The sequence below is a fragment of the Pareuzebyella sediminis genome, assembly GCF_008367235.1.
Classification (GTDB): domain Bacteria; phylum Bacteroidota; class Bacteroidia; order Flavobacteriales; family Flavobacteriaceae; genus Pareuzebyella; species Pareuzebyella sediminis.
This window is the reverse complement of record NZ_VTZS01000004.1, coordinates 354874-375071: the sequence shown is the minus strand read 5'-3', so window position 1 is coordinate 375071 and position 20198 is coordinate 354874. Positions and strand designations below refer to the sequence as shown.

14 protein-coding genes are annotated in these 20198 nt (G+C 42.3%); all 14 read right to left on the bottom strand.

The genetic code is table 11. The features are described from left to right. Window positions 1-74 precede the first annotated feature (74 nt). Entirely contained in the window at window positions 75-458 is a 384-nt protein-coding gene (locus tag F2B13_RS15720) for a cytochrome C oxidase subunit IV family protein (protein WP_149276740.1), read from the bottom strand. A gap of 62 nt (window positions 459-520) precedes the next feature. Further along, on the bottom strand, window positions 521-1501 hold the full coding sequence (locus F2B13_RS15715; protein ID WP_149276739.1) for a cytochrome c oxidase subunit 3: 981 nt from the start codon (window positions 1499-1501) through the stop codon (window positions 521-523). Window positions 1502-1603: 102 nt separating this feature from the next. Next, entirely contained in the window at window positions 1604-2185 is a 582-nt protein-coding gene (locus tag F2B13_RS15710; protein ID WP_149276738.1) for a cytochrome c oxidase subunit 3, read from the bottom strand. Window positions 2186-2189: 4 nt separating this feature from the next. Continuing rightward, window positions 2190-3089 carry a heme o synthase gene (gene cyoE / locus F2B13_RS15705; protein ID WP_149276737.1) on the bottom strand — a complete coding sequence of 300 codons (900 nt, stop codon included), beginning with the start codon at window positions 3087-3089 and terminating at the stop codon, window positions 2190-2192. 207 nt (window positions 3090-3296) lie between these two features. Then, on the bottom strand, window positions 3297-4001 hold the full coding sequence (locus F2B13_RS15700) for an energy transducer TonB (RefSeq protein WP_149276736.1): 705 nt from the start codon (window positions 3999-4001) through the stop codon (window positions 3297-3299). A gap of 54 nt (window positions 4002-4055) precedes the next feature. Then, window positions 4056-4457: a VanZ family protein gene (locus tag F2B13_RS15695; protein WP_149276735.1), complete on the bottom strand. Its 402-nt coding sequence runs from the start codon at window positions 4455-4457 to the stop codon at window positions 4056-4058. Continuing rightward, window positions 4450-4830 carry a glycine cleavage system protein GcvH gene (gene gcvH, locus F2B13_RS15690; RefSeq protein WP_149276734.1) on the bottom strand — a complete coding sequence of 127 codons (381 nt, stop codon included), beginning with the start codon at window positions 4828-4830 and terminating at the stop codon, window positions 4450-4452. The genes F2B13_RS15695 and gcvH overlap by 8 nt, the downstream gene beginning before the upstream one ends. 177 nt (window positions 4831-5007) lie before the next feature. After that, a complete protein-coding gene (gene sov, locus F2B13_RS15685) occupies window positions 5008-12213 on the bottom strand; it encodes a T9SS outer membrane translocon Sov/SprA (RefSeq protein WP_449406417.1) in 7206 nt (2401 codons plus the stop codon). 5 nt (window positions 12214-12218) lie between these two features. Next, window positions 12219-12800 (bottom strand): Holliday junction branch migration protein RuvA, encoded by a 582-nt coding sequence (ruvA, locus tag F2B13_RS15680; protein WP_149276732.1) that lies wholly within the window; start codon window positions 12798-12800, stop codon window positions 12219-12221. 149 nt (window positions 12801-12949) lie between these two features. Beyond that, window positions 12950-15244, bottom strand: coding sequence for an NADP-dependent malic enzyme (locus F2B13_RS15675; protein WP_149276731.1), 2295 nt, complete (start codon window positions 15242-15244; stop codon window positions 12950-12952). Between the two features lie 101 nt (window positions 15245-15345). Further along, a complete protein-coding gene (locus tag F2B13_RS15670; protein WP_149276730.1) occupies window positions 15346-16683 on the bottom strand; it encodes an MFS transporter in 1338 nt (445 codons plus the stop codon). A gap of 141 nt (window positions 16684-16824) precedes the next feature. Further along, window positions 16825-17748 (bottom strand): tRNA epoxyqueuosine(34) reductase QueG, encoded by a 924-nt coding sequence (queG, locus tag F2B13_RS15665; protein ID WP_149276729.1) that lies wholly within the window; start codon window positions 17746-17748, stop codon window positions 16825-16827. Then, window positions 17749-19077 carry a cytochrome P450 gene (locus F2B13_RS15660; RefSeq protein ID WP_232625254.1) on the bottom strand — a complete coding sequence of 443 codons (1329 nt, stop codon included), beginning with the start codon at window positions 19075-19077 and terminating at the stop codon, window positions 17749-17751. Further along, window positions 19074-20096: a Holliday junction branch migration DNA helicase RuvB gene (ruvB, locus tag F2B13_RS15655; protein ID WP_149276727.1), complete on the bottom strand. Its 1023-nt coding sequence runs from the start codon at window positions 20094-20096 to the stop codon at window positions 19074-19076. The genes F2B13_RS15660 and ruvB overlap by 4 nt, the downstream gene beginning before the upstream one ends. Window positions 20097-20198: the final 102 nt, after the last annotated feature.

The window sequence follows — 20198 nt, the reverse complement described above, 5'->3', positions numbered from 1 at the left end:
ACCGCATTGCAAAAATAAAAAAGACGGTTGTTAAACCGTCTTAGTATGCTGTTAATTTAATTACTTCTTCTGAATTAAAAGTCCCATTTTACGAAGCCATCCCTATACACATTATAAACATAGTCAGCTTCGAACAAAAGAATGAAAACCAAATAGGCAACCAAGAAAATAGGGGTCCAAACGATGGCACGCCTTAGTGAGCTTTTCTCGTCACGTAGATGCATGAAATCCCAAGCTATATAATAGGCCTTTACTAAAGTAAGCGCAATGAAAATCCAGTTGAGCAACTTCATTCCCAAGAAATGAGAATGCGTGAGTGCTCGTGGCTTAATAATACCCAAGGCTACTTCAATTGCCGTTACGACGGTCAAGAAAATCAGAACGCCCCATATCTTTTGCGTGTTACTCTTAAACTTTAAGAGCCCTCTGAAAATTTCGAGTTTGTGTCCGTGTGCCATTACTTAATTGTTTGTAACAAGTTCTATCTTAAAAATTCTTTGAATTGAATCGACATTTTATTTTACACCAGGTAGAAAAAGGTAAATACGAATACCCAGACTAAATCTACAAAGTGCCAATATAACCCCACTTTCTCCACCATTTCGTAATGGCCCCTACGTTCATAAGTACCTAAAATAACGTTGAAAAATATGATGATATTGATCACTACTCCTGAAAACACGTGAAAACCATGGAAGCCGGTTATAAAGAAGAAAAAATCAGCAAACAATCTGCTTCCATATTCATTACGATACAGATTGGCACCTTCGACTACCATTGTACTTTCTTTAATCTTTTCCAAGGATTGTTCCCGGGTCAAAACCGTTTTATGACCTTCGTGCTCCCCTTCTTGATGAATCGCCTCTGTTCGAATTACAATATTCGGATTGGCTTTGAGGCCTTCCATTACTTCATTTACACTGTAGCTGGGCACATAAGGTTCAGCTTCGAACCATACGCCGTTTGGCTCATTATGCTCAACTCTTTCATCGGGAATGGTCTTGGCAAAATCGGCCAAAGCGGCCCTTTTACCGGTTTCTGCATTAACGAATTGAAGTATTCTTCCTCCCTTGGTCTCAACGGCCCCGTAATCACCACTAATGAATGTAGCCCATTCCCAAGCTTGAGAGCCTACAAAGATAGCACCCCCAATAATCGTGAGGAACATATACCAAATGACGGCGTTCTTTTTCATTTTATGGCCCGCATCAACGGCCAAAACCATGGTCACTGAAGACATTATAAGTATAAAGGTCATGAAAGCAACATAAATCATGGGATAATTACCATGAAAGAAAGGCACGTGCGTGAACACCTCATCGGCTATAGGCCAAGTCTCAATAAATTTAAACCTAGAAAAGCCATAAGAGGCCAGAAAACCCGAAAAGGTAAGAGCATCCGACACCAGAAAAAACCACATCATGAGTTTTCCATAACTGGCACCAAGAGGTCTATTGCCTCCTCCCCAAACGTTTTCTTCAGTTGCTACCGTAGAATCCATATAATTTAAAAGTAAAGTATGGTTATAATTTGCGCAAATTTAAAGTTTTCTATGCTTACACGAAAGTCTAAAAGTAATGAAAACTCATTTTAAATAAATAAATTATCCAACCAAGTACATAAAACTTATCAAATATACCCACAAAATGTCTAGAAAATGCCAAAACGTAGCTCCCAATGACACTCCTAAATACTCGTCGGAATCGTACTTCCCCCGAATTTGGTTGAACAGAACCACTAGTAATGAAATTATCCCGGCAACCACGTGTACGATATGAACGGCCGCAATTAAAAAAATATACGACAACCTGATATTACTGGTTGGTCCAGTAAAATAATAGCCTTTCGAAACCATTTCGGAAAAGCCTACAAACTGAAAAACTATAAAGGTCACACCCAAACCGAGCGTAACCCAAAGCCAATTTGTTCCGACCTTAGCCTTATCGTTTTTAATAGCTTTTTTGGCCAGCATATAGGTAATGCTGCTGAGTATTAGTATGGCCGTACTAATAAAAAAAGCCTGTGGCAACTTAAAATCGCTTATCCAATCTTCGCGGCTGCTACTAACGATATAGGCGCTCGTCCATCCGGCAAAGCCCATAATAAGGCTCACGATACCGAACCAAAGCATCATTTTCTTCGCTCTGTCATTCTTTTCTTTTCCGGTTCCCTGGGTTAAATCCATAGCATTAAATAAACTTGTCAATCACATAAACGATTTGCATCAAAGTAATGTAGCTCACACTGGCCAACATTAGCTTACGTGCGGTCACATTGTCACGCTTTTCATAAAGGCGAAAAGCAAAGAACAACATGACCATTCCCATGACGAAAACAATGATGGCTGCAGGAACGGACAGTTTCAAACTTCCCGTAATCCCAAATACAGGAATAACGGAGATAACCAACATCCAAATCGTATACATAATTATTTGTAAAGCGGTACCCGCATCTTTTCTTCCGGTGGGCAACATTTTGAAGCCCCCCCGCTTGTAATCCTCGTCCAACATCCACCCTAGGGCCCAAAAATGGGGAAACTGCCAAAAAAACTGAATCATAAACAGGGTACCTGGCTCTATTCCAAAATCATTAGTGGCCGCCACCCAACCCAACATAAAAGGAATCGCCCCTGGGAACGCCCCTACAAATACGGCCAAGGGTGTTTTTGTTTTCAAGGGGGTATATACACTCGTGTACAAGAAAATAGATATAGCCCCAAACATGGCAGTTTTAGGGTTTAAAATATAGAGGGCTATCACTCCCATTACCGTCAGCGAAACAGCTATGACCAATGCCCTATTGACCGACATTCTTCCCGAGGGAATCGGTCGATTCTTGGTCCGCTTCATTAACCCATCCAAATCTTTCTCGATAATTTGATTATAGGCATTCGAGGCACCGACCATGCAGTAACCACCAAAAGCTAGAAGTAACAGGGAAGTTGTTTCAATCGTAGTGGCACCGAGAAGGTATCCTGCGATTGAAGAAAACACTACGCTAACGGCCAATTTGGCCTTGGTGATTTCTTTAAAATCGGCAATTGCCAGAGCCAAGTTAGGGGTTGTTGCCGTATTCACCGCAGTCTTCATTCCACTTTTATTCGGAATGCAAAGATAGCCTACACTAGTAGTTTTTGCAACGAATCGGACATCTTTATATACCATTCTTGAAAAGGGCAATCTTTACTATGCTAGTACGGTATTATACAGCCCTAAAAGCGATGCGAAAGGAAGGTCAAGAACTACAAAAAAAGCCCCCATCTCTGGAGGCTTTTCCTAAATTTTTAAGAAGAACTACTACTGTAGTTTAAAAGTAATCGGAATACTAAATGGAACCCTTACCGGCCTACCCCGTTGCTTACCCGGAGTCATTTTCGGAAGTTTACTGATAATTCGGGCAGCCTCCGCTTCCAAACTCTTATCAGGTCCTCGCATTCTCACATTTCCGATACTGCCATCTTTCTGAATGGTGAACATAACACTAACCCTACCTTGTATACCCATTTCTTGGGCTATTTCAGGATAGCGGAAGTTCTTTCCGATATGTTTTTGCATCATAGATTGGAAACATCCTCTTTTGTCAGATTCGTTTTCACAGCCTGGAAAAATAGGCACATCTTCGATAACTGCAAAAGGCACATCGACATCTTCTACCTCTTCTTCCACCTCAACATCCTCCACCTCTATAATTTCCTCTTCCTGGCTAGTCTCGGTTGATTCAATCACGGTTTCCTCTACCTCTTCTTCATCTTCTACTACCTCGATAATTTCAGGAGCTGCCGGTGGCGGTGGCGGTGGCGGGGTCTTGATCTGTTCGGTCATGGGAACCTCTTCATCCAGATCATCGTCTACGTTCATTGATATGTCGTAATCATTGGTCTTGTCATATGTCTTCCACTCCAGCGCCCCATATACGAGAGCCATGGTAAGTGCTAAACCTATAACAAAATATAAACCACTGTTGCGACCTACATCTGCTTTAGGGTTCTTTTTAGGTTCCATAATTCTTTTGTTTTAATGTTCGCTAATTTAATTAAATATTCCTTTAAAAAGCAACTAATTGCTCCATTTTAACCCCCTTTTGTTTGAAAAAATCGATTTCGCCAGTATCGATCCCATTATTGCTCCGGCACTATTTGCCAGAGCATCAAACACATCGGCGTCCCTATCGACGGGAAGAGCGTACTGTAATACTTCAATAATTATACCATAAATTATAGCCCCGATAAGGGTTATCCATAGTGTTTTAACAAGTGGGAAGTGACCATTGGTCATCTCACGCACAAATAGTATAGCCAAAACCGTTGCCACAAGATAAAAGGTAAAATGGACCAGTTTGTCGGCATGGGGAATCACCAAGGTAGATACACCGGCTTCGTTAAAAGAATATAGGCATGAAAACGTAATGAACACCATCCAGCCTAAAAACGCAATCGTAAACTTACGTTTTTTAAGCACCTATAAGTGATTTATAATCATCTGCGGAAAGAAGGTCGTCAACTTCGGCAAGATCACTCACTTTTATCTTGACCATCCATCCCGCTCCATATGGATCGGTATTTACATTTTCGGGCGCATCTTCAAGTTCTTCGTTGAATTCTATGATCTCACCACTTAAAGGCACGAAAAGATCGGATACCGTCTTTACAGCCTCGACCGTACCGAAAACCTCTTCACGTTTCAAAGTTTCGTCCAAGGTTTCGACTTCTACGTAAACAATATCTCCCAGCTCACCTTGGGCGAAATCGGTAATTCCTATTATGGCTACGTCGCCTTCCATCCTGATCCATTCATGGTCTTTGGTATACTTTAATTCTGCAGGAATATTCATTCTTATTTTTTTGGTGAAGCAAATGTATAGTTTTCCAAATCGAATTTCAAAAAAATAAATTCAACTTACAGTTTACCGCTAAAACAGTGAAAATTGACGTTCCTTTTCTTCAATTTGAAGCAAATAGATTTCCAGACCTACTATAAATAGCTTCTGAAGCTAATCCATCCAAAAGTACTAATTACCAAAATTATAGCGGAGCGTAAATCCTGCATTTATTGTCGTCTGCGGAAAGGCGGTAGAGATGGCAAACTGTGAAAAGGAATGGTCATAAAAGAAAAGCACGTTCAGGTTTTTACTCAAGGCGTAATCCGCCGTAAACTTTATCGATAGTAGATTTTGTCCCGACGTAATCTGATTATTATCAATATCAAGATTTCTGATAATCGTAATGTTATCGCGTAACGTAACATCTGCTTTGAGGTTCAAATCGCCCTTTAATCGGGTTTTATTACCTCCTATATTGGTAACGAACTTTACATCCTTGAACCGGTAACCAAGGCCTAAGGTATATTCATTACCGTTGGTTTCGGTCATCAAATTATTATCAAAACTTAATGCCAATATCCGGCTTTTTCGCATTTCGGCAAGTACGCTCACCGAGTTCTTCATTTCAAAATCTACTCGCATTAGAGGGTTGAATTCATCGTTTAACACCACATTGTTCAAAATCAAGTCGGGTAAGAGGTCTCCTGATTCGGCGTCGGTTTGGGCCACTCCGTCGGTTCCCAATTGCACTTTTTCCAAGTTAGTCTGAAACGAATTGATACTATAGGCGGCACGATAGCCATGGCTCAAAGAGAAACGCTGAAATTTCTTTTGAAACCACTTATTGCGCATCAGGCCGGTATATTTTATATTCCAATTAGGTATAGGTATTTCACGAAATACATCTAGGTTCACCCTGTTCACATCTTGACCCGTATAGGCGGCAAAAAAAGCGGGAAGAAGTACTTCTTGCTGTGTTTTACCATACAGTTGAGGATATCCCTCAGTATCGACACCAGAGGATTTATTTCCCCTATCGGCTTCTAAGCGGTTGGCAATCGTTATCCGATTTTCTTTAAATTTCTCGAAGTTCTCAGAAGTGAACTCGTCGCTTTTGCCAAAAACCGTACCGATCATCATGGTAGAGATACTAAAATTACCATATTCATTTCCTAAGGGCCGAATATTATTGGCCCATTTTTCCACATCATAATTTTCTTGATAACTATTTTGATATTGCCGATCCGCTGTCAAATCGATGGTGAGATCTCTTGCAGGTTGTGCCGTTGCGGTGATATTCAATTGGCGGTTGGTGTTTTCTATATATTGTTCATTGAACTGATCAAAGTTCAAAAGCCAGCCTTTACGGGCTGCTTCAAATCGAACATCGGCCTGACTACCGAACACAAAACCGAACGAAGGGCGTAAAGAACCTATAAAACCAATCGATTGTGTATACCCTGGGAGCGCTTTCCCGCTTGTTTGGTTATAGTTAATGTTCAGTCTTTTTACCATGGTCAAAATATCTACCGCCGTATTGAAAAGGCCACTCGTTTTATTCTGGGGCTTCTGCTCACCTCGTATCGGATTACCGGCCTTGTCTTTTCGCACAGGGGCAGCATTAACATTCGATTTGCCATCGCGTTTCTTGAGCCCGATCATGTCGTAGAACTTCTGCATAGTCAAATTGGCCGTCAAATTATGAACACTCGCATTCTGCACCCGGTTAATAGAAACTACATCGGTATTGTTCTTTTGTTCGGCGACTGCCAGATTGAGGGCGTCACCCCCTCTTTGCCAATCGAAGTTGCTACTATAGGTATATTGGGCATTGATAAAGTCTAATACTGGAATTTTGCTAAAGGGAAGTTCGTAGTTCAATTCTAAGTTTTGCGCATGCCGGTTGGGCTCCCCCAAATCCCAGAATCCGTCCCACAAACCAAGAGTTTCATCGATATCGGAATTCGGGTTTGAAGGATCTTCCAGATAGTTACGAACAATATGATTATTGCTACCCGTCAAATTTAGCCGTAAAGATTTGGTCAAACTATAGTTCACAGAATACTGCCAGTTAAAAAGGTAGTTGCGCTGCCTTAGTGTAGGCAGTTCCAATTTCTCCACACCTTCTTCTACTACGTCACGAAACCGTTGTTGGTTAAATTGGCGGTTAATATTTGAATTTACGGAAACTGTGGTAGGTAGCAGGCTGAGATTTAATTCTTTTAGCCACTGCCAATACTTTCCTGTAAAGAGGGAGTCGTTCTTGGCAAACGGCGCGACCTCCACAGGTTTAAAACTATGATTGTATACAAAACCGGCCACTACGCTTTTATCGTCTAAAGACGCGATTTCAAAATCACGATGGTTTGTTTCATTATAGGAATAGTTGAACGTAAAGTTCTCTATATCGTAGAAATTGGCTTCTGCCTCTTCTCCTCTATCTTTCCGTACCCCGATAAGATTGATACTGGTACGCTTTGTATAATCTTCCGCCTGTTCTTGAATAGATTCGGCCTCCTCGGTAGTTTCAGCAGCATCAATACGATCATTCAACTTTAAATCGTCATAAACGGGATCAAACTCGGGAGTTACCAACTCCTCCGAAATTCCGTAATTAAACGGTATCTGAATACCCCATTTAGGAGGGAGCAACTGCCCGACATTGACATTGGTAACCACATCATAGGTTATGGCATCTTCACGGGCACGTTCGTTAGGCATTTGATCTATCGACCCGAAACCAGAGGTACTGGTACTTCCGGTTGCAGACACATTCGCAAAATCGGCTATGTTGGCATCGACCGCGGCGACTGCGGCCCAACCTCCCTCATTATCGAGACCCGCCAAACGTAATTCATTAAACCAGACTTCTCCCCTTGCGGGTACATTGGCCGAGTTTTTAACACCGACCATCATACTTCTTATGCTTCCCAAAGAAGGGTTCCCCTTAATACCAATACGCAATTTACCAGGGGTTCTAGGTGCAAATTCATCAACGGATACCACTTCGCCATCTATTACCTCAAAAAAGCGTATTTCATTTAGGTCGTCCCCTGCAATCCAAGTAGATTTGACCTTGTTCAAATCGGCTAGAATAATTTCCATTTCATTATTCACGGGCCAAATGGCATCTTCTGACCTCGAATTGAACGGCGTAAAATCCAATGGCAATTCCAATTGATAGAAATTTTGAGAAAAATCGGTACCGATACGCAAGAACCCTACCAACGGATTTTCAACGTTATAGATATCACTTTCCAGGATTTTTTCTGCGTGAATAAACATTTTCAATTTTTCATACTGGCGTACGTCAATGTTTAAATTCTTAAAAACTCCCCGTGAGTCTTGGGGTTCAAGATTCTCTACTACCAAAGACAGCGACTGCTCGTTCTGCTGAATGATGGTATTATTGTTATTTAATTGTTCGCGACGTACGCCCGGTGGTAAAACATAGGGAATCGGGGTTCGGTTTTCATTCTCTTGAATGTTCACGGCATTCACATCTACGGTTGTGCCATCATCCGCTGTATTCGGGTCATCTTCATCGAGCGATTTTACATACGTTCTCCAATCGCCCCTGACCAAATCTAAAGTAGCAAAGCGCAAGACTATATCATCTTGAAAACCTGTCAAATACATGCGCATGGCACTTATAGATCGAAAATCGGTAATACCTCCCACCGCCTTTTCAAAATCACTGAGGGGGATTTTATACTGAATCCATCTTGTTCGCACCGTACTTCCATCAGGAATACGGTTACCTGATAACTCCAATGAATCACGAATGTCCGTTACATACTTATCATTGATCGTAGTATTTGGTTTGATCTTAATTCTGTACTGATAATAACTGTTGACGGTATTCATGGTGAGGTCCCTGTCGATATCTTCGACATCGGGCAAGGTCGTCGAGCCCCTATTGTTATTGGTCACCTGTACAGGCGAATTTCCTTGGGGATTGTTAAAGTTTAGATAGCGATTTAAAATACTACCGTCACGTTGAAGAAAATATTCATAATTATCCAGGGCAGGATCAGGTCCGTTCCCAATTCCGTATATGGCTTCTTCATCTACGTCGTTCAATCCGTCAAAACCAAGGTCTTGTGCTTCGCGACTTCCCTCGTTCACATCAAAAGCATATACCAAAGCCTGTGTGGCGGGTACTCTCGACCAATCTGTAGTTATAGTCTTATCGTTGCTATTGATATCGACGGGCAGTCCGTTTTCATATTGCTTTCTACCATCGGGCAGTATGTCTTCCGTAATATTTCCCAAGTGCAATACCAAATCACCATTGTTTCCTCCTGCAGTTATACCATCTACATATGGATCCATTACCCAGAATTGAACAAATTCCACATTGGCCTGTTCAAAGTTGGTACTACTCAAGGAGCGCATAATACCCGCCCATTTTTGATTCGCTGATTGACCTTCAAAGTTGGCATTGGCATTGTAAGGGCCCTTTAAGTTTGGATAATAGGCCAAATCAAGGGTGGTCTGCTGCCGGGTCTGGCCCTGCGCCACTTCGACCTTAGGAAACACCTCATCTATAAAAATACGTCTTGTTGCGTTGGTCGATATATCGCTATCGCTAATGCTCGATGGTCGCTGATTGGTATAAAATATGGGGTCGATGGTATACCAAGCCAGCTTAGCCCTTCCGAATCCTTCCCCCAAAGGTTCAGGAGGGGCCTCCTTGGCGATACTATCGGGAACACTCGCTAACGCCCACCCTAACGACGAACGTATATCGATCAAGGCTTGTGCTCCTTCAAAATCATCTAAATAGGTCGTTGTTTCTCCTTGAAAATCAGCATTTTTAGGTGAATTGGGCTTCAACCAAGCCACTTCCCCCCGTACCGAAACATTTGAAGGAACGTCCGTATCAATATTGGGTAATTTGTTGACCATACGAGTCAAGAAGGGTACTTCAGTAGAAAAATTTCCATTAAAACCAAAAATGGTATTATTCACCGGTTCTACCCCAAAATTAGATTTTTGGGTAAGTGGACGTTCGTTTAGATTCAACAACGTCGCTCCTATAACAAAATTCTTATTGAATTGATGCTCCACATTCACTCCGGTGAACCTACGGGTCTGTTGGCCGAAAACCGCGTTATTCTCAACGGATATATTAATTGGTGTATTCGAGGCCTCGAGACTGGGGTCTAAAATTTGCACTGTACCGGTCTGATAGTTGACCGTGTAGTCTATACCTTCCTGCAGTTGACGACCCCCCGCAGTAACCCGAACAGAACCTCGTGGCACATTGAACGCTCCAATCGGAATGCCATTGCTTCCCTCTGATTTATACCTTCCCTTCAGCAAGAATTTATTCTTCTCGGGGTCTTGCAGTGCGGCAGCTTTGGTAAATTCGTACATATCCCTGAATACATACCGCTCTTGGTTGGGGTTGTAACTGTTCGCAAGGTCATAATCACCACCGCCCAATTGTTCGAAAAGATATTCACCGAACGGCTCTACTTTAGTAAAAATGATTTGACCATTTTGGGTATCAACTGTCATTCCGGGAATAAAATCAAAAAAACCATCACCTCCGGGTTGCACATCATTATAAACGTTCAATCGATCAAAATTGAACACATTCAACAATATTCGGTCTTGTAAGCCTTCGGGCCAAGTAGCATCGTCTACGGGAGTAATATAATTTCTAGGTGTCGGGTTGCTGTAAAGTATGTTCAATTTAAAGTCTTCCTGACTTAAACGAAAGGCACCGGTAGCATAGATATTTTTCATCATCAAATCCCAAATAGGATCCGACACATTGGTTATATTACTTTTGAGTAATTTTAAAATGAGGGTATTGTTATTGATTATGGGGCTTTCGATGGCTCCCGAAACCGAAGTGGCATCAACCCCGCCGTTTGCAAACTCCCCTACTTGATATACATTTCCATTGTACGTGTATTGAAAGGCCACCGCCAAAACTTCATCATTGCTCAACCGCTGGTTCAACGAAATATAGCCTAATTGGGAATTGAACTGATAGTCTCGAATCGGTTCCAATTTTCGTGCATTTTCCAAGTAGGCATAATCAAACCCTTGATTGGTCTGGTACCCAGGTATATTAAACCCTTGCTCGATAGTGGCTATATCCCTTATACTTGCGGTCAGAGCGCCTCCGGAACCGATTAAAGCAGGATCATAATCATTCGCATTATTTCGTGGAAGGGCATTGGGTTGACCATTGTTCTGATTGAAAAACCCTGATGGGGGGCTATTTCCCGCAATTTCCCTATAAATTCGGGTCTTAGCGTCGACGACCCCATTTAGCGGATCATATTCACCTAGATCTTGAATACCCACGACGTTACGAACGTTCAGCGTTTGCTGGCTTCTATTGGTGACCCACACCTCTAAACGTGTTATTTGAACTTGGCTTCTTATATAGGGGTAATTGGCAAGGGCTTGGTCATAATTGTCCCTGAAATATTGTGCCAAAAAGAAATGCTTGTCTTCATCATAGTCAAGGGCAGTTACCGAGAACTCGCTCAAGGTGCCTCCCCCTTGGGCTACGACCGTACTATTTTGCGAACGTTGTTCAGAAAATACGGCAGTCACCTTTGTGCGGCCAAACTGTAATTGGGTTTTGACCCCGAATAGGCTTTGCGCGCCCGTGATCAATGAACTGTTAAGAGGCATATTTACATTACCTACTTCGATCGACTGTAAGATATCGTCTTCAGTCGGGGTGTAATCGAGCTTAACAATATTTTGAAAATCAAAAGTGGCTTCCGTATCATAATTGGCCGTCACCTGAAGGCGTTCGCCAATCTTACCTAACATGCTCAGGCTTATCCGCTGATCAAAATCGAAGGATAGGTTCGTACGGTTTCTGGGGGATAGGGCCGGATTATCATTTTTCTGCCAAATAACCCCTAAATCCATGGCCACGGATCCTTGGGGAATGACTTCAATTGTATTCCCTCCGAAGATGGACTCGAAAAAATTATTATTCACATAAAAATTCGGAAGTAGATTTCTACGTGCTTCCTCACTACCCTCCTTTTTCCCGGAAAAGGCATCGGACTTTTCCTTAAAGTAATCTTTTATACCTTCTTTCCGAACTAGTTCATAGTACTGATCTGGAGTGAGGATAATAGGATAACCGATATCAAAATCACCTACTTTTTCAGAGTAGATGTACATATCGAGCTTTGGATCATAAATATATTTGGAGACAATACTTTCGGGGTTTTCCAGCTTAAGACTTCCCAAAGAAAAACCAGTCTTCACCGAATCGACCTGCTGCTCTCCGTCATTCTCGTCTTCGGTATCTTGGGCAAAGGAAGTGCCCGAAGCCATAACGAAAAACAAGAATAGGAGAGTACACTTAAATGATGATTTAAGTAATTTTTCGGCCCCGTTATTCAAAATTGTTACAAATTTTTAAGCGCAAGTTTTATAATGTTCTCTACGCTTTGAGAGGGGTCTTGGGAAAGCACTTTATCTACCACTTTTTCGGCAGGTCTTCTGGCAAAGCCAAGAACCTCTAATGCAGATAACGCTTCATCTTTATTTGTATTGTTCGCAGGCGAGGAAAGTTCGTCAATATCGTAGACTTTTAAAATCTTATCTCGAAGATCAAGAATGACGCGTTGTGCGGTTTTGGCACCTATGCCTTTGATTGACTGAATAGTAGGCACATTGCCATTCGCAATGGCATCCCTTATTTGCGCCGGAGAAAGTGAAGAAAGCATGGTTCGGGCCGTGCTGCTTCCGATACCGGAAACCGAAAGTAGTAACCTGAAAATTTCGCGCTCCGATTTCTCTGAAAAACCAAATAAGGTATGGGAATCTTCTTTTACCTGGAGATGTGTAAAAAGCTGTATTTGCTCGGCATCACCTATTCTTGAAAAAGTGTGTAATGAAATGTTTACGAAATAGCCTACTCCGCAGCATTCTATCACAACATCGGTGGGATTCTTTTCAACAAGTTTGCCTTTTAGGTGATGAATCATAGCGTTTAGGTTCTAATCATTGTCTTTGATACGGTGTCTAACAAACCCATACCAAGGGCTTGTTCAAATCATGGCCTACCAATAAGTTGTTCGATTACTCATATTTATTATGGAATCAAGCCACTATGCATTCAAAGCTGAAAAACGGCTTACTCTGCTACTTTAGCCTTTTTTCGTCTTTCGCGTTCCTGAGCGTCAATAACAGCAACGGCCGTCATATTGACCATCTCGTCTACGCTGGCTCCCAATTGCAAAATGTGTACAGATTTTCTCAATCCGACCATAATGGGCCCGATAGAATCGGCACCATTGAGTTCCTTCAATAGCTTGTATGTGATATTGGCAGATTCCAAATTTGGGAAAATCAAGGTATTGACCCTTTTCCCAGCTAATTTTGAAAATGGAAATTGGCTTTGGAGTAATTCCCTGTTCAATGCAAAATCGGTCTGAATTTCTCCATCGACTACCAATTCGGGATTCGTTTCGTGAAGAATACGAACGGCTTCCCTGACTTTTTTGGCATGGGGATGATTTGAAGATCCAAAATTGGCATAGGAGAGCAGGGCCAATACAGGATCAAAACCAAAAGTGGCGGCTACCCTGGCGGTCATTTGAGCAATTTCAGCTATTTCTTCAGCATTCGGATCGATATTTATCGAAGTATCCGCCAAAAACAAGGGGCCTTTATTCGTAATCATGATATTCACAGTGGCCACCTTCTTTACATTTAATGCTCTTCCAATGACTTCAAAAATCGGTTTCACCACGGTGGGGTATGCCCTTGAATATCCAGATATCATTCCATCGGCATCACCTTCCATGACCATCATCGCACCAAAGTAATTACGCTCCCGCATTTTTATTTTCGAGCTGTACAACGTAGTACCACTTCGCTTTCTTTTTTCCCAGAACTTGGTCGCATAACGAATGTGCTTTTCATCAAACTCCTCTGAGGTCGGGTCTAAAATGGGAATATCCGCATCGAACTCCAATTCTTTCTTAAGCTCTACTATGATTTCCTTTTTACCCAACAATATAGGTTCGGCAATACCTTCTTCATAAACTATTTGTGCTGCCTTTAATACATCGAGATGATCTGCTTCCGCAAAAACTATACGCTTTATACTCTGTTTTGCCCTATTATGTAACAAGCGAACCACCTTATTATCATTGCCGGAGCGCTGCATCAACTCTTCCTTGTATTTGTCCCAGTCTTCTATAGGGTGCTTGGCTACGCCGCTATCCATCGCAGCTTTTGCCACTGCTGGAGGAATCTCGGAGATCAATCGTTGATCAAAAGGTTTCGGAATGATATAGTCCCTGCCAAAGGTAAGGCGTGTCTCGCCATAGGCGATATTCACTTGTTCCGGCACGGGTTGTTTGGCCAGATCGGCCAACGCCTTGACCGCAGCCATTTTCATTTCTTCGTTGATGGATGTTGCCCGAACATCTAGTGCCCCCCTGAATATGAAAGGAAAACCAAGTACGTTGTTCACTTGGTTCGGATGGTCGGAACGCCCGGTCGCCATAATGATGTCCTTTCGGGTTTTCATGGCCAAGTCATAGTTTATTTCGGGGTTTGGATTGGCCATGGCGAATACAATCGGATTGTCGGCCATTGATTTCAACATGTCAGGCGTAAAAATATCCGCGATGGAAAGACCGATAAAAACATCGGCGTTTTGCATCGCCTCGGCTAACGTGTCAATCTTTCGATCGGTAGCAAACTCGAGTTTAGAAGGCGAAAGGTTTTTTGCATCCTTTCTTATAACGCCTTTACTGTCGAGCATTACAATATTTTCAGCTTTGGCACCAAAGGCCTTGTATAATTTCGTGCAAGAAACCGCTGCGGCCCCGGCGCCACTGATTACTATTTGCACTTCTTCCATTTTCTTATCGGCCAGTTCGAGTGCGTTCAAAAGAGCAGAGGCAGAAATTATTGCAGTGCCATGCTGATCGTCGTGCATCACCGGTATATCTAGCTCTTCCTTGAGCCTTCTTTCGATTTCAAAGGCTTCGGGCGCCTTGATGTCCTCGAGGTTTATACCGCCAAAGGTCGGAGCGATCATTTTAACAGTTTCCACGAATTTGTCTACGTCCTCGGTATCAATTTCAATATCCATTCCATCGATATCGGCGAATATCTTAAATAGTAACCCTTTGCCTTCCATAACCGGCTTTGATGCCTCGGGACCGATGTTACCCAAACCTAAGACAGCCGTACCGTTAGAAATTACGGCCACCAAATTACCTTTTGAGGTATATTTATATGCATTCTCCTTGTCTTTGGCAATTTCAAGACAAGGTTCTGCAACCCCTGGAGAATAAGCTAGCGCCAGATCACGCTGGGTAGCATAAGGTTTTGTGGGAACAATTTTTATTTTTCCGGGTTGGGGCTTCGCATGATATACTAAGGCTTCCCTCCGTTGTTTCTGTTTGCTCATGACTGATGACCTATGGTTTTAGGAAAACAAATTTAAGGGTATTCTTGAAACGGCGGTACAAACATGCCTCAATAATCTATTTAAAATCGCAAGCCAGTAAATCATTCCTCGTCCAAGGTGTAGATGGACTCTTCTTCTGCAGACCTTTCTTCTTTCAATCTCATTGCCAAGATAGCCGCGAGAACAAAGAAGCCTCCTGCAAAAAGCATGGCGTTTATGGCATTATCGCCCAGTAGATATTTATAGATGGGGCCGAAAGTCAACGTCTCGATACCCATAGGAATCACGATCATCATATTCAGTATGCCCATGTAAACCCCTCTTCTTTCCTGGGGTACGATTTTCGAAACCATGGTATAGGGAATGCCCATCATTGCCGCCCACCCGATACCAAAGAGTACCATGGGGGCCAATACAAGTAAGGGATCTTCTATAAATGTAATCGAAATAAGGGCTATGGCCGTACCGAACAGGCTGTAAGCATAAATCTTTTTACCGCCAAATCTCAGGGTAAGGGGCACAAGACCCAGGGCTACGACCATCGTGACTATATTATAGGTCAGGCTCATTTGGGCAGCCTGTGAAGCTGCCTCTGACGTAGAATAACCTAAAGTAAGTTTAAATAAGGGGGTAATATACTGCCAATAGACAAAAAGCGCATACCATTGAAATAAATATACGGCCCCCAGTTTCCACATGAACTTGGGCATTTGCTTGACCGCTTCGACTATTTCAAGGAAAGGCTTTGCCATACGGGTCCTTATTGGTTTCCCCTTCGCGGTATTTATGTCTAGTAACTCTTCGTCAGTGGGCGGAATTTCCGGAGTTTTAAGTACCGACCATACAATGGTAGTGATAGACAAAATCGCCCCTATATAAAACGAATAATACAACCAGGTCGGAATAGCTCCGGCAACCTCGACCGATTCCCCACCGAAAAACTTCTGAAAAAGCACTATGGAACCATTGGCCAACAAGATGCCGGCACCTACGAAAAGGCTTTGCATCTGATAGCCCAGGCTTAATTGCTCTTCCGGCAGTTTATCCCCTACAAAGGCCCTATAGGGCTCCATGGCCATGTTATTTCCCACATCCAGAATCCATAAGAGTCCGACTGCAAACCAAAGTGTCGGACTGGTCGGAAAGGCAAATAAACAAATGCTGCCCAAGAGCGCACCGATCAAGAAATAAGGTTTTCTTCGGCCCCATTTGGGCGACCATGTCTTATCGGACATGGCCCCGATAATTGGTTGTATAATTAAACCTGTAACCGGACCCGCGATATTCAATATGGGAAGCATATCTTCCGGGGCACCTAAATAAAGGAATATCGGGTTTACCGCGGTTTGTTGTAGTCCAAAGCTGTATTGAATTCCTAAGAACCCAACATTCATATTAAATATCTGCCAAAAGGAAAGTTTTGGTTTCTTGATTTTCATTGCAGTTTGGTTTTGATTGCGGTTATAATTGACAATGACTTGGGAATATCCCCAAAATATACTACAAACTACCTTATTTCGATACTTTTTGGGTGTGAAAATTGAGGATTTTACAACTCAAACGTTTGAGAAGAATACGTTTTATTTGAGAAAGTCGATATTTCTTTTCAATCCTGAAAATTTTGTGCGTTTCACCGCTGATTTTCGAAATACCTTTTTAAACACGTCTTCCGTAATCTCTTCCCAATCTTTTTTAGTCATAGATGGTAGTTCAGGATGAGGGTCGAAAAGTGGTTCATTATGGGGTACGGAAAAACGGTTCCAAGGGCAAACGTCTTGGCAAATGTCGCAGCCGAACATCCAATCATCGAATTTGCCCTGGAATTCCGCTGGTATTTCATTTTTCAGTTCAATAGTAAAATAAGAAATACACTTGCTCCCGTCTACAATATATGGGTCGGTAATAGCCTGGGTCGGACAAGCATCAATACAGGCCGTACAGGTACCACAATGATCTGTAACCGGAGTGTCATATTGTAATTCCAAATCGACAATCAGTTCTGCAATAAAATAGAACGACCCTACCTGTTGCGTAAGGAGATTGCTGTTTTTGCCGATCCATCCCAATCCGCTTTTCGCTGCCCAAGCTTTGTCCAAAACAGGCGCCGAATCAACAAATGCACGTCCATTGACCTCCCCAATCTCTTGTGCGATAAATTCTTGCAACTCCTTTAGTTTCGACTTGATCACATGGTGGTAATCTTTGCCGTAGGCATATTTAGAAATCTTATAAGTGTTTTCAATCTGCTTGTCTTCGGGATAATAATTCAAGAGTAGGGAGATTACAGATTTTGCCCCATCGACCAAAAGTCTTGGGTCAAGACGTTTGTCAAAGTGATTTTCCATATAGTGCATCTCCCCCTGCATATTCTTGGCAAGCCATTTTTCGAGCCTGGGCGCCTCTTGCTCTAAAAACTCGGCCTTTGATATGCCACACGACAAAAAGCCGAGGCGTTTGGCTTCGGCCTTAATCAGTTTCGAGCGATCTTCAGCAATGGCTCTCATCTAACGGGTTTGAATTTTTAAAGGTACGGCCAAGGGCTTTAAAGTAATTAAAGGGTTCAGCTCAATTGTTTTCAAAGAAGACGTTATCTTATATTCCTTTAAAAGTATAGCAACGGTCATTATCATTTCGTACATGGCAAAATTATTCCCGATACACATTCTTGGGCCGGCCCCAAATGGAAAATAATGGTCCGACACGTTCTTTCTATTTTTAGCATCAAAACGTTCGGGCATAAAATCTCCAGGATTTTTCCAAAATCCTTCATGCCGGTGCAGTTCATAAATACTCATCAACCAAACCGTACCTTTCTTATAGCTCATACCATTTACCACATCATCAGTTTGACTTACCCTGTCGAAAAAATAGGCGGGTGGATAGAGTCGCATCGCTTCTTCGATGCACTGTTTCGTAAATGTAAGGCGCTCTAGCTGTGCCATCAAATCATCTTCCGCCAAATCTACATTTTTGACTTCATCGAACAATTTCTCTTGATATTCAGGATGTCCGGCCAAGAGCAGTAAGGTAAAACCCAATGCATTTGCAGTCGTTTCATGACCAGCCACAAAAAGAATCAACACTTCATCCAACAGTTGCTTCCTTGACATTGGCGTACCATCTTCATATCTAGCGGTCAAAAGCATATCTAAAAGGTCTTCCTTCTTGACTTTAGAAGCTAGACGCCTTTCAAGGAGGGTATCTAAAATAGCCCTAGCCTCCTGACCCATTTTTAGATGTTTTCCGATATTACCATTTAAACGAAACCACCATTTTAAGTAAGGCAAGCGCATTTCTTTGATCAGCATCTTTTGATTGCTCATTGTAATGTGCTTAAGCCTTTGCATACTTTCCCTAATATCATCTGCACTAAATAGGGATTGGGCGACGACTTGAAAGGCGAGATCACCCAACATGGGAAATATATTATATTCTTTATCGAACTTCATATTTTTTAATTCACTCCGTACGGCCTTCAACATGATTTCGAGAAGCCCTACGAGTTTCTTTTTATGAAAAGCGGGTTGAATCATTCTGCGATGCGTACGCCAGGAAGCCCCGTTTGAAGTCAATAACCCATGACCCACATATTTTGCCAGATCTTTAGTCTGTAGCGTAGATTTATGGTAATTTCTTTGGTTAGTCTGAAGAATATATTTTATCGTCTCGGGGTTCCGTGTAAAGACCCAATTATTTCGGTTTCCTAAATTAACACGGAAAGTATCCCCATATATTTTGAAGTACTCTTTATGAAAAGGTAAGGGATTCTTTAGTATTTGCTTCCGTTTTTTCAATACCTCTTTCCAAGGTACCGTTGGAATTTCAGATCTCAAAACAATCCCGGTTGCTGCCCTCCCTTGATACGCCCCAAATGCTTGTAGGCTAATTCAGTCGCCTCCCTCCCCCGGGGTGTGCGCATGATGAATCCCTCTTGTATCAAAAAAGGTTCATATACTTCTTCTATAGTTTCGGAACTTTCAGAAACCGCGGTCGCCAAGGTGGTAATACCTACAGGGCCCCCTTTAAATTTGTCGATAATCGTTACGAGTATTTTGTTGTCCATTTCGTCTAATCCGTGTGCATCTACGTTGAGGGCTTTCAGACCGAACCTCGAAATATCAATATCGATATTACCATTCCCTTTGATTTGGGCAAAATCCCTTACCCGTCTTAAAAGTGCATTACAAATACGCGGAGTACCTCTACTTCTACCGGCAATTTCTATGGCGGCGTCATTTGTTATCGGAACTTTTAAAATTTCGGCACTTCGTTCGACAATGGTAGAAAGAAGCTCTGTAGAGTAATACTGTAACCGGCTCTGTATTCCGAAACGGGCTCTCATTGGAGAGGTCAAAAGACCAGATCGCGTTGTAGCACCTATCAAGGTAAATGGGTTCAAGTTTATTTGAACCGATCTAGCATTGGGACCGGTTTCTATCATAATATCAATTTTGTAGTCTTCCATGGCCGAGTAAAGGTATTCTTCGACTATGGGACTCAGACGATGTATTTCATCTATAAAAAGTACATCACGTTCTTCCAGGTTGGTCAGGAGGCCGGCCAAATCACCGGGTTTATCCAACACCGGGCCCGATGTAATTTTAATTCCCACTCCGAGTTCATTGGCCAAAATATGTGCCAATGTGGTCTTACCTAAGCCAGGGGGGCCATGAAACAGAGTGTGGTCTAAGGCTTCCCCGCGTAAATTTGCGGCTTCTACGAATACTTTTAAATTTTCTAAAACTTGGTCCTGTCCGGCAAAATCATCGAAGGTAATTGGGCGCAAAGCCCTTTCTATATCGATTTCCTCTCGCGAAAAGTGTTCTCCGGTGGGGTCTAAATACTCGTTCATCGTCTCAAAGATAGCAAAAATCAAAAGCTCCATATCAAATTAAAAACATGGTCACGGCCATGGCTCTATATCTTTTGACACGCATGATATTTATCATCTTTT